Annotated in this window: 7 protein-coding genes and 1 pseudogene; 7 read left to right on the top strand and 1 reads right to left on the bottom strand. The window is 73.7% G+C overall.

What is annotated here, in order from left to right:
- Positions 1 to 81: 81 nt before the first annotated feature.
- The 4 genes and pseudogenes from ABD879_RS24160 (at position 82) to ilvC (ending at position 6,584) form a co-directional block, all read left to right on the top strand.
- Positions 82 to 2,925 (top strand): putative bifunctional diguanylate cyclase/phosphodiesterase, encoded by a 2,844-nt coding sequence (locus tag ABD879_RS24160; RefSeq protein WP_345023873.1) that lies wholly within the window; start codon positions 82 to 84, stop codon positions 2,923 to 2,925.
- 319 nt (positions 2,926 to 3,244) lie between these two features.
- Positions 3,245 to 5,005 (top strand): annotated as a pseudogene (locus ABD879_RS24155) (acetolactate synthase large subunit); the annotation flags it as partial.
- 4 nt (positions 5,006 to 5,009) lie between these two features.
- A complete protein-coding gene (gene ilvN, locus ABD879_RS24150) occupies positions 5,010 to 5,534 on the top strand; it encodes an acetolactate synthase small subunit (protein WP_285497052.1) in 525 nt (174 codons plus the stop codon).
- A 66-nt stretch (positions 5,535 to 5,600) separates the two neighbouring features.
- Entirely contained in the window at positions 5,601 to 6,584 is a 984-nt protein-coding gene (ilvC, locus tag ABD879_RS24145) for a ketol-acid reductoisomerase (protein WP_345023869.1), read from the top strand.
- A 137-nt stretch (positions 6,585 to 6,721) separates the two neighbouring features.
- On the opposite strand, the gene ABD879_RS24140 is transcribed toward ilvC, so the two are convergent.
- Positions 6,722 to 7,516, bottom strand: a complete 795-nt coding sequence (locus ABD879_RS24140; protein ID WP_345023868.1) for a hypothetical protein — start codon at positions 7,514 to 7,516, stop codon at positions 6,722 to 6,724.
- A 110-nt stretch (positions 7,517 to 7,626) separates the two neighbouring features.
- Here ABD879_RS24140 and ABD879_RS24135 point away from each other — a divergent pair, with 110 nt between their 5' ends.
- The 3 genes from ABD879_RS24135 to ABD879_RS24125 all read left to right on the top strand — a co-directional run bounded on the left by ABD879_RS24135 (position 7,627) and on the right by ABD879_RS24125 (position 10,787).
- Complete coding sequence (locus ABD879_RS24135; RefSeq protein ID WP_345023867.1) at positions 7,627 to 8,217, top strand: PadR family transcriptional regulator; 591 nt, start codon at positions 7,627 to 7,629, stop codon at positions 8,215 to 8,217.
- A gap of 145 nt (positions 8,218 to 8,362) precedes the next feature.
- Positions 8,363 to 9,796 carry a DUF2079 domain-containing protein gene (locus ABD879_RS24130; protein WP_345023866.1) on the top strand — a complete coding sequence of 478 codons (1,434 nt, stop codon included), beginning with the start codon at positions 8,363 to 8,365 and terminating at the stop codon, positions 9,794 to 9,796.
- A gap of 349 nt (positions 9,797 to 10,145) precedes the next feature.
- Positions 10,146 to 10,787: a thymidylate synthase family protein gene (locus ABD879_RS24125; protein ID WP_345023865.1), complete on the top strand. Its 642-nt coding sequence runs from the start codon at positions 10,146 to 10,148 to the stop codon at positions 10,785 to 10,787.
- The last annotated feature ends 211 nt before the right edge of the window (positions 10,788 to 10,998 follow it).

Genomic DNA, 10,998 nt, shown 5'->3' with positions numbered 1-10,998 from the left:
GCGGCGGCCCGCCGCCCCCGCGGCGCGGTCGGCGCGGCCGCCGGCTGCCCGCAGGGGCCCGACGGCGGCGAGGGCGGCTCGGTGTGGCGGACCTCCTGGCGCTGGTACGGCATCGCGGCCACCTGCTGGTTCCTCGGCGCGGCGGGCAGCGCGGCGTTCTCGGCCATGCCGACCCGCAGCGCCCTGTCGCTGTCGGCGGCCGACCTGTTCTACCTGGCCGCCGTGATCGCCCTGGTCGTCGGGCTGGTCGCGCCGATCCGGATGACGCGGGACGTACGGGCCTGGCTGCGCTACGCCGCCGACACCTACGTATGCGTATGCGCGCTGTTCGTGCTGGGCTGGGTGGCCCTGTTCAGCGACCTGTACCACGGCTCGGGCGAGTCGCCGGTCGAGTTCCTGCTGGAACTGCTGTACCCGGTGGTCGATCTGGTGCTGGTGTGCGGGGCGCTGCCGTTCGTGCTGGGCGCCGGGCCCGGGCGCAGGCGCCCGGCCTGGCTGGGCTACGCGGCGCTGACCGCGCTCGCCGTCGCCGACGTGGTGACGCTGGCGGTGCGGCTGCGCGAGGGCGCGCCCGCCCAGGACCCGTCCGACATCCTGCGGCTGGGCGCGCTGCTGCTGCTCGTCCTCGTCCCCTGGACGGCCCCGGCCGAGGCCGCCGCCCCCCGCGAGGACGTCGACGACGTGCCGCAGGGCGTGACGATCGACGCCCCGCAGGGCGCGGCCGCCGAGGAGGCCGACGACGGGCGCACCGGGCGGATGATCGGGCCCGGCCTCACCACGGCGGCGGTGGCGGCCGCGGCGACGCTGTTCGTCGCGGGGCACTCGCTGACCGCCTCGCACGGCCTGGAGCCGGTCGTGTCGCTGGTGGCGGGGTCGGCCACGATGGTGCTGCTGGCGCGGCTGGCCGAGCTGCTGCGCGAGAACGAGTCGCTGCGCGGCGCGGTGCGCACCGGCGAGGAGCACTTCCGCGCGCTGTCGGAGAGCATCAACGACGCGGTGCTGATCTGCGGCCTGGACGCGGTGGTGCAGTACGCCAGCGCGGGCGCCCTGCGCACGTACCGCTACACCCCCGAGGAGCTGCTGGGCCGCCGCCTGCACGAGATCATCCACCCCGAGGACCTGCCCCGGGTGCGGGCGGCGTTCAGCGGCTTCCTCGACGACCCCGCCGACGACCCCGCCGCCGACGGCACCGACGGCACCGACGACGCCGGCGCCCCGGCGGGCGGTCCGGCGCACGTGGACGACCCCGAGGCCGACGACCCGCCCCCGCCGTCCGACGACGACCTCGGCGTCGTCCGCGACGAGGACACCGACACGCTGCGGCTGTCGTTCCGCATCCGCGCCGCCGACGGCACCTGGCTGCCCACCGAGTCGACGATCTCCCGCTACAGCGGCACCGGCGAGGCCCCCGGGCGGCTGCTGGTGACCACCCGCGACCTGAGTGAGCAGGCCGCGCTGCAGCGCCAGGTCACCCATCTGACCTTCCACGACGGGCTCACCGGGCTGCCCAACCGCGCCTACTTCGAAGAGCGCACCCGCGAGCTGCTGTCGCACCAGCCGGACGGCGGCCGGGTCGCGGTGCTGTTCGCCGACCTCGACGGGTTCACCGCCGTCAACGACTCGGCCGGGCACGCGGCCGGCGACCAGGTGCTGGCGCAGGCGGCGCGGCGGCTGCGCGCGGCCGTGCAGGCCGACGACACCGTGGCGCGCTGGGGCGGCGACGAGTTCGCCGTGCTCGTCCAGCTCCCGTCGGACGCGTCCGGCGCGGGCGGCCGCACCGGACCCGGCGCCGACACCCAGGCCGCCGTCGATCTCGCCGAGCGGCTGCTGCGCGCGCTGTCGAAGGAGCCGTACCGGGTCGGCGGCAAGGGCATCGTGCTGACCGCCAGCATCGGCATCGCCTTCGCCGGCGACCAGGAGCCGGCGGCCGGGCGCGACCGGCCGCGCGCGCCCGCCGCGTCGGGCGGCGCCGCGCGGCGGCTGCGGCGCAGCGCCGCCGACCTCATCCGCAACGGCGACCTGGCGATGGCACGCGCCAAGGAGCTGGGCGGCGGCCGGGTCGAGGTGTTCGCCCCGCACATGCACACCGACGTCGTACGCCGCCTGGAGCTGGGCAGCGACCTGCAGCGGGCGCTCGCCGAGGAGCAGTTCGCCGTCGAGTTCCAGCCGGTGGTGGACCTGGCGACGTCCCGCGTCACCGGCGTGGAGGCGCTGGTGCGCTGGTGGCGGGGCAGCGAGGCGGTGCCGCCGGAGGAGTTCATCGGACCGGCCGAGGAGTCCGGCCTGATGACCCCGCTGGGCGACTGGGTGCTGCGCGAGGCGTGCCGGGAGGTGGCGGGCTGGCGCCGCGACTCCTGGGAGGTCGGCGTGTCGGTCAACTTCACCGCCCGGCAGATCGCCGCGCCCGGCTTCGTGGAGTCGGTCGCGGCCGCGCTGGAGGAGACCGGGCTGCCGCCGCAGGCGCTGACCGTCGAGGTGCGCGAGGAGGTGCTGGTCGAGGACGCCGGGCAGAGCGTGGCGCGGCTGTCGGAGCTGCGCGACCTGGGCGTGCGGCTGGCCATCGACGACTTCGGCACCGGCTATGCGTCGCTGGCCTACCTGGGGCAGCTCCCCGTGGACGTCCTCAAGATCGACCCGTCGTTCGTGGCCGGGCTGGGCCGGGACGAGACCCTCACCCTGCTCACCCGCACCATCGTGCGGCTCGGCAGCGACCTCGGGCTGACCGTGGTGGCCGAGGGCATCGAGCGGCCCGAGCAGCTGGAGCTGCTGCGCGAGATGGGCTGCCCGCGCGGCCAGGGCTACCTGGTGGCCCGCCCGATGGCCGCCGGACGCGTCGCGTCGCTGGTGCGCACCAACCTCAAGGTGAAGAAGGCGCCGGGCGAGGTGACGCTGCCGCTGGAGGACTCCGCGCTGTCCGCGGGCTGAGAAACCGGTGTGCACCGCCCTGACCTGCGGCGACGCGGGCCGGAATGGGCCGGTTTCACCCCACCCGTGTCTCACATGCTGAGATAAACCGTCCAGGGATTTGACCCGCGGCGCGAAGTCGGCGAAAGTGGGGCCCGTGCAGAGCACTTCCCGCATTCTCGTAGTACTTGGTCGGCGCGCAGGCTGACCGAGTCCCTTCGTCCTGCGCGCTTCCCTCGACCGTCACCCGGCGGCGGGGGTTTTTTGTTGGCCGCGTGACCCGTGAAGCGGCCGTGACCCGCGGCCGAGCGTCCGGCGGTCAAGGCCACACCGACCTCTCCCAAGGAACAGGAACATGACGACCGAACAGATGACGGGAGCCCAGGCGCTGGTCCGCGCCCTGGAGAACGTCGGCGTCGACACCGTGTTCGGCATCCCGGGGGGCGCCATCCTCCCGGCCTACGATCCGCTGTACGACTCCAGCAAGCTCCGTCACATCCTGGTGCGGCACGAGCAGGGCGCCGGGCACGCGGCCCAGGGTTACGCCATGGTCACCGGCAAGGTCGGCGTCTGCATGGCCACCAGCGGGCCGGGCGCCACCAACCTGGTCACCGCGATCTCCGACGCCTACATGGACTCGGTGCCGATCGTGGCGATCACCGGGCAGGTGGCGACCCCGCTGATCGGCACCGACGGCTTCCAGGAGGCCGACATCTCCGGCATCACCATGCCGATCACCAAGCACAACTTCCTGGTCACCAAGGCCGAGGACATCGCCCGCACGATCGCCGAGGCGTTCCACATCGCCTCCACCGGCCGCCCCGGGCCGGTGCTGGTGGACATCGCCAAGGACGCGCTGCAGGCCACCGTCGAGTTCAGCTGGCCGGTCGCCATGCACCTGCCCGGCTACCGCCCGGTCACCCGGCCGCACTCCAAGCAGGTCCGCGAGGCGGCACGGCTGATCGTCCAGGCGAAGCGGCCGGTGCTGTACGTCGGCGGCGGCGTGCTGAAGGCCAAGGCGTCCGCCGAGCTGAAGGTGCTGGCGGAGCTGACCGGGGCGCCGGTCGTCACCACCCTGATGGCCAAGGGCGCGCTGCCCGACAGCCACCCCCTGCACATGGGCATGCCCGGCATGCACGGCAGCGTCGGCGCGGTCGGCGCGCTGCAGCGCGCCGACCTGCTGGTCGCCCTCGGCGCCCGGTTCGACGACCGGGTCACCGGCCAGCTGTCCAGCTTCGCGCCGGACGCCAAGGTCGTGCACGCCGACATCGACCCGGCGGAGATCTCCAAGAACCGGCACGCCGACGTCCCGATCGTCGGCGACGCCCGCGAGGTGCTGGCCGACCTGATCGTGGCCGTCCAGGCCGAGCACGACGCCGGCCGCCGCGGCGACTACGAGGACTGGTGGCGCCAGCTGCGCGCCTGGCAGGAGACCTACCCGCTCGGCTACGACCACCCCGCCGACGGGTCGCTGTCGCCCCAGTACGTCATCGAGCGCATCGGGCAGCTCGTCGGGCCCGAGGCGTACTACGTCGCCGGCGTCGGCCAGCACCAAATGTGGGCGGCCCAGTTCATCAAGTACGAGCGGCCCGGCGCGTTCCTCAACTCCGGCGGCGCGGGCACCATGGGCTACGCCGTCCCGGCCGCGATGGGCGCCAAGGTCGCCGCGCCCGACGCGCAGGTGTGGGCGATCGACGGCGACGGCTGCTTCCAGATGACCAACCAGGAGCTGGCCACCTGCGCGATCGAGGGCATCCCGATCAAGGTCGCCGTCATCAACAACGGCAACCTGGGCATGGTCCGGCAGTGGCAGACGCTCTTCTACAACGAGCGCTACTCCAACACCAACCTGCACAGCCGCCGGGTTCCCGACTTCGTGAAGCTGGCCGAGGCGTACGGTTGTGTCGGGCTGCGCTGCGACCGCGCCGAGGACGTCGACGCCACCATCGCCAAGGCCATGGAGATCAACGACGCACCGGTGGTCATCGACTTCGTCGTCCACCACGACGCCATGGTCTGGCCGATGGTCGCCGCGGGCACCAGCAACGACGACATCAAGATCGCCCGGGACATGGCCCCCGACTGGGAGAACGGAGACTGACCCGATGAGCCAGCACACCCTGTCGGTCCTGGTGGAGAACACGCCGGGCATCCTCGCCCGGGTGGCGTCCCTGTTCTCCCGGCGCGGGTTCAACATCGAGTCGCTCGCCGTGGGCACCACCGAGCATCCCGAGATCTCCCGCATGACGATCGTGGTCAACGTCGAGGAGCTCCCGCTCGAACAGGTCACCAAGCAGCTGAACAAGCTGATCAACGTGCTGAAGATCGTCGAGCTCGACCCGTCGTCCTCGGTGCAGCGCGAGCTGGTGCTGGTCAAGGTCCGCGCCGACGCCGAGACCCGGTCGCAGGTGCTGGAGACCGTCCAGTTGTTCCGCGCCAAGGTCGTCGACGTGGCGCCGGACGCGGTCACCATCGAGGCCACCGGCAACCGCGACAAGCTGGACGCCTTCATCCGCGTCCTGGAGCCCTTCGGCATCAAGGAACTGGTGCAGTCGGGCATGGTGGCCATCGGCCGCGGCGCCCGGTCCATCACCGACCGGTCGCTGCGCGCCCTGGAACGCAGCGCGTGACGCGGCGCCGCCCCTGAAAGAACGAGCAACACCACATGAAGAAAGGCAACAGCAACAGTGGCTGAGATGTTCTACGACGACGACGCCGACCTGAGCGTCATCCAGGGGCGGCACGTGGCCGTCATCGGATACGGCAGCCAGGGCCACGCGCACGCGCTGTCGCTGCGCGACTCCGGCGTGGACGTGCGCGTCGGCCTGCGCGAGGGTTCGGCCAGCCGGGAGAAGGCCGAGGCGGAGGGGCTGCGGGTGCTCACCCCGGCCGAGGCCGCCGAGGAGGCCGACCTGATCATGATCCTGGCGCCGGACCACCTGCAGCGCGGGATCTACGAGCAGGACATCAAGCCCGCCCTGGTCGAGGGCGACGCGCTGTTCTTCGGCCACGGCCTCAACATCCGGTACGGCCTGATCAAGCCGCCGGAGGGCGTGGACGTGTGCATGGTCGCCCCCAAGGGCCCCGGCCACCTGGTGCGCCGCCAGTTCACCGCGGGCCGCGGCGTCCCGGTGATCGTGGCGGTGGAGAAGGACGCCTCCGGCGGCGCCTGGCCGCTGGCGCTGTCCTACGCCAAGGCCATCGGCGGGCTGCGCGCGGGCGGCATCAAGACCACCTTCACCGAGGAGACCGAGACCGACCTGTTCGGCGAGCAGGTGGTGCTGTGCGGCGGCGTCGCCGAGCTGATCAAGAACGGGTTCGAGGTGCTCATCGAGGCCGGCTACCAGCCGGAGGTGGCCTACTTCGAGTGCCTGCACGAGATGAAGCTCATCGTCGACCTCATGTACGAGGGCGGCCTGGCCAAGATGAACTGGTCGATCTCCGACACCGCCGAGTACGGCGGCTACACCCGCGGCCCGCGGGTGATCACCGCCGACACCAAGGCGGAGATGAAGCGGATCCTCGGCGAGATCCAGTCCGGCAAGTTCACCAAGGAGCTGGTGGAGGAGTTCGAGGGCGGGCAGGCCCAGTTCGCCAAGTTCCGCCAGGAGCTGGCCGAGCACCCGATCGAGAAGACCGGCGCCAAGCTGCGTCCCATGATGAGCTGGCTCAACGACTGAGCACCGGCTGAGCACGGTCTGCGCCCCGTCCCCGGGACGCGCGGTTGACGAGTGTGCGCCCGGTCCGGCCGACGCCGGGCCGGGCGCACACGGCTTTTGCGGGGGCGCCCGCGCGGCGGTGACGCGTCGGGGACGCGTCAGGAGCGGGTGAGGCGGCGGCGCAGCCGGGCGCGCAGGGAGGGGCGGCGGCGGGCGGCGTCCCTGACCAGGACGGCCAGGTGGCCGCCCTTGGTGAAGTAGGCGGTGGCCTCGGTGGCGGGGTCCAGCAGGCGCTGCTGCGGGTCGGTCTTCAGCTTGGGGCCGCGGACGCCGCCCAGGCGCTCCTCGCGGCGGATCCCGAGCGCCTCGGCGGCGACGTAGGCGTCCCAGCGCCCCGGACCCGCGACGGCGACGTCGGCGTACGCGGTGAAGCCGTCCTCGCCCGGCTCGGCGGGGAAGTGGTGCTCCACCCCCGAGCGCCGCTCCCGCAGGATCAGCGCGACCTTGGTCTCGCGCGCCTGGACGCGCTGCACCGCGGCGTGCCCGCGCACCCGCAGCCGCGCGCCGCCCTGCCAGCCGACCGCGTCCAGCCGGTGGTCCAGGCCGATCTCGGCGGTGACGTCGGCGTCCTGGCGGGGCACGCCGCGCAGGTACGGGTAGACCGCGTACACCCGGCCGCCCACCACGACCGTGCCGACCTCGACGCCGTCCACCTCGTCGCGGACCAGGCGCTCCAGCTCCTCCTGCAGGTCGTGCCGGATGCAGAAGGCGCGCATCCGGTACGCGGCGGGCAGGGCGGCGCGGTCGGCGGCGTCGGCGAGGCCGCCGTCGGCGAGCATCAGCCGCGTCCCGGCCACCATGCCGCGCCGGGCGGCGCCGTCGAGGTCCAGGAACCGGTGGTCGTACACGCGCAGCATGTCGCGCAGGAGGCTGGTGGCGGAGTCCGGGGTCACGGAGGCTACGTTAAGGGGGCCGCCGACCGGCCGGGGTGAGGCGGCGCCGCGTGTCGTCCGTGTGCATACGCGGTATTGCCTCCGCATACGCCGTCTGCGACGGTGGGGCCATGTCGATCCGTCATGGCCTCCTGGCCCTGCTGGCCCAGGGGCCCCGCTACGGCTACCAGCTGCGCGCCGAGTTCGAGGCGTCGACCGGTGCGACATGGCCGCTCAACATCGGGCAGGTCTACTCCACGCTGTCCCGGCTGGAGCGCGACGAACTGGTGACCCGGGTGGGCGCCGACGAGGAGGGCCGGCTCGTCTACCGCATCACCCCGGCCGGACGGGAGGACGTGCGGCGGTGGTTCGCCACGCCCGTGGCCCGCGGTGACCGCCCCCGCGACGAGCTGGCCATCAAGCTCGCCCTGGCCGTCACCACGCCGGGCGTGGACGTGCGCGGGGTGGTGCGGGCCCAGCGCACCGCCACGCTGCGGACCCTGCAGGAGCTGACCCGGCTGAGGGGCGACGACCCCGGCGTGCCGGCCGCGCCCGGCGACCGCGCGTGGCGGCTGGTGCTGGAGTCGATGATCATGCAGTTCGAGGCCGAGGTGCGGTGGCTGGACCACTGCGAGTCCTACCTGCTGCACGGCGAGCCCTCCGCCGACGGGGCCGCCGCTCAGCCGGCCGCCCGCGAGCTGGCCGCGGGCGAGCTGCGCTGACCGTTTCCGCGGACGCCCGGCGGTCGGCGCCGGATCCGGGCGCCGGCCGGGGCTGGTAGCGTCCTGGCACGTGGCGGAGGCGGTTGCGGCTGAGGGGGCTCCCGGCGGGGTCCGGCGGGCCGAGGCCCGGCGACGGTCCGTGCGGGTGCCCGTACCTCTGGCGGCGATGGTCGCGGGCGCGGCCGTGGTGTACGCGGCGTCCTCCCTCCTGCGGCTGCGGACGTTCCACGCCGGGACCTACGACCTGGTCATCTTCGACCAGGCCGTCCGGTCCTACAGCCGGTTCGGCGCGCCGGTGGCCATGGTCAAGGGCGTCCACAACGGTTTCGGGCCGGACTTTTCGATCCTCGGGGACCACTTCTCGCCCATCCTGGCCCTGCTGGCGCCGCTGTACCGCATCCACGACGGGCCCGGCACGCTGCTGGTCGCGCAGGCGGTGCTGTTCGCCGCGGCGATCGCGCCGATCTGGCGGTACGCGCGCCGCCGCCTGGGCACGTGCGCCGCCTACTGCGCCGCGGGCGCCTACGCGCTGTCGTGGCCGGTCGCCGAGGCGCTGGCGTTCGACTTCCACGAGGTCGCGTTCGTCCCGCTGCTGTCGGCGCTGCTGGTGGAGCGCCACGACGCGGGCCGCCGCGGCCAGGCCCTGCTGGCCGCCGCCGCGCTGCTGCTGGTCAAGGAGGACATGGGGCTGCTGCTGGCGGGGTTCGGCCTCTACCTGCTGACCCGGCGCGGCGAGCGCCGCCTCGGGGCGGGCCTGGTCGGCGCCGGGGCGGCCGCGACGTGGGCGGCGTCGCGGGTGCTGATCCCCGCCTTCGGCGGCGACGGCGACTACTACTGGGCGTACGGCTCGCTGGGCGACGACCTGCCGGACGTCGTCCGGCACGTGCTGACCCGCCCGTGGGACGCGGTGATCGCGCTGGTCACCCCGGTCACCAAGGCGTGGACCATGGCGCTGCTGGTCCTGCCGCTGCTGTTGCTGCCGCTGCTGTCGCCGATCACCCTGACCGCCGTGCCGCTGCTGGCCGAGCGCATGCTGGCCGGCTCCTTCCCCAACTGGTGGGAGCCCAAGTACCACTACAACGCCTTCCTGATCGCCGTGCTGGTCATCGCGGCCGTGGACGGCGCGGCGCGGCTGAGCTCCCCGCACGACCGCCTGGCCGCGCTGTGGGAGCGCGTACGGCCCGGGGCGCGGGTGCGTCCGCACGCGGCCGGGGCGCTGCTGGTCGCCGCGGCCCTGACCGTGCCGTTCTTCGCCTTCGGCGACCTGGTCGATCCCTCCTACCTGCGGCGCGACGGGCGTGCGCGGGCCGCGGCCGAGGCGGTGGCCCGGGTGCCCGACGGCGTGGTGGTGGAGACGGCGAACCGGCTCGGCCCGGCCCTGACGTCGCGCACCCGGGTGCTGCTGTGGGATCAGCGCCCGCGCGGCGCGCCGTGGGTGGTGGCCGACGTCGAACGCCACACGTTCCCCTTCTTCTCGCTGGACGAGCAGCGCCGCCGCGTCCAGGAGCTCGTCGCGTCGGGCTACCGGGAGGTCTTCCGGTCCGGCGGCTACGTCGTCCTGCACCGTCCGCGGCACTGACCCCGGCGCCATTCGCGGGCCGCCCGCGGGATCGGTAAGCCCGCCCGGTCACGATCGTCAGAAATCTCAGTGAAGATCTGGCCGGTTAATCTCGCCCTACCCATTGCGTGATGTTTGTTCGATACTGGAAGAAAATATGGGCGGTGAACGCGACACGCCGGGCGCACCAGCGCCGACGCCGGAGCGTGCCGACGCTCGCCGTGACGGTTGGGGCGGATGCTCATGGGTGGCGATCATTTCTCGTGCGGGCGCTGCGGCCCGGCGACGAATACCGGGCGCGCATTGTCCGGGGGAGATTTTTCTCCGATTCCGGCGGCGCGCGGACCCAATTGCGGCGGGGAGTCGTGACGTGGCCGGGGCGGAGGAGCGGGCCGTCCGGCGCTGGGACTCCTGCGGCAGGGCGTGGATCGGGGTGCTGCGGCACGTCTGGACGGCCGGCGAGGCCGGCATGGACGACCGGGGGGCCATCATCGAGGGGCCCCCGATCGTTTTCGAGGTGACCTCGCTGACGTGGCAGGACCCGATCCTGCGCGAGCACGGGGACGCCGACGGCGGGCGGCACGGGCCCGAGGGGCTGGGGCGGCCGGCCGCGGCGGCCCAGCGCGAGTGCGCCCGGATGCGCGACCTGCAGGGCGCCGACCAGGTGCGCTGGGTGGTGGACCTGCTGCGCGCCCGGCCGTGGACCACCAGCGCGTGGATCTCCCTGGCCGTGCCGTGCGAGCCGCGGGACGCCGCGCCGTGCCTGGTGGCGCTGTCGTTCCGCATCCGCGCCTACACGCTGATGATGACGGCGATGTTCCGGGCGCAGAACGTCTACCGGGGCTACCTGTCCTACGTCCCGCTGCGGGAGGTCCAGTTGGAGGTGGCCGAGGAGCTGGGCCTGCCGCCGGGACCGATGCGGGTGTTCGTCGACGTGCCGTACCTGCGGGTCGCCGACACCGAACGCGTCGCGCGGATCCTGACCGCGCTGCCCGAGCCCAACGCGGCATGACGTCCGGCCGCCGGGTGCGCGGGGGAGGGCGTACCGGGCGGGGCGGGCGTGCGGTGGACGGGTACGGGGGCAACCGGGGGCACCGGGCAGTATAGGCGTGCGGGCCGCGGCGCGGGCGGGCGTTCGCGCCGACTTCCGGAGGTGACGTAAGGGTCTATTCCGGGCGTATACGGATGTGCCTCCACCGCCGTCGGAGCGCGCGGGCCGGGGG

Origin of the sequence: Actinomadura keratinilytica, assembly GCF_039539665.1 — a bacterium.
GTDB classification, from domain to species: domain Bacteria; phylum Actinomycetota; class Actinomycetes; order Streptosporangiales; family Streptosporangiaceae; genus Spirillospora; species Spirillospora keratinilytica.
The sequence above is the reverse complement of the archived record's forward strand: the minus strand, read 5'-3'. Positions and strand labels throughout refer to the sequence as shown.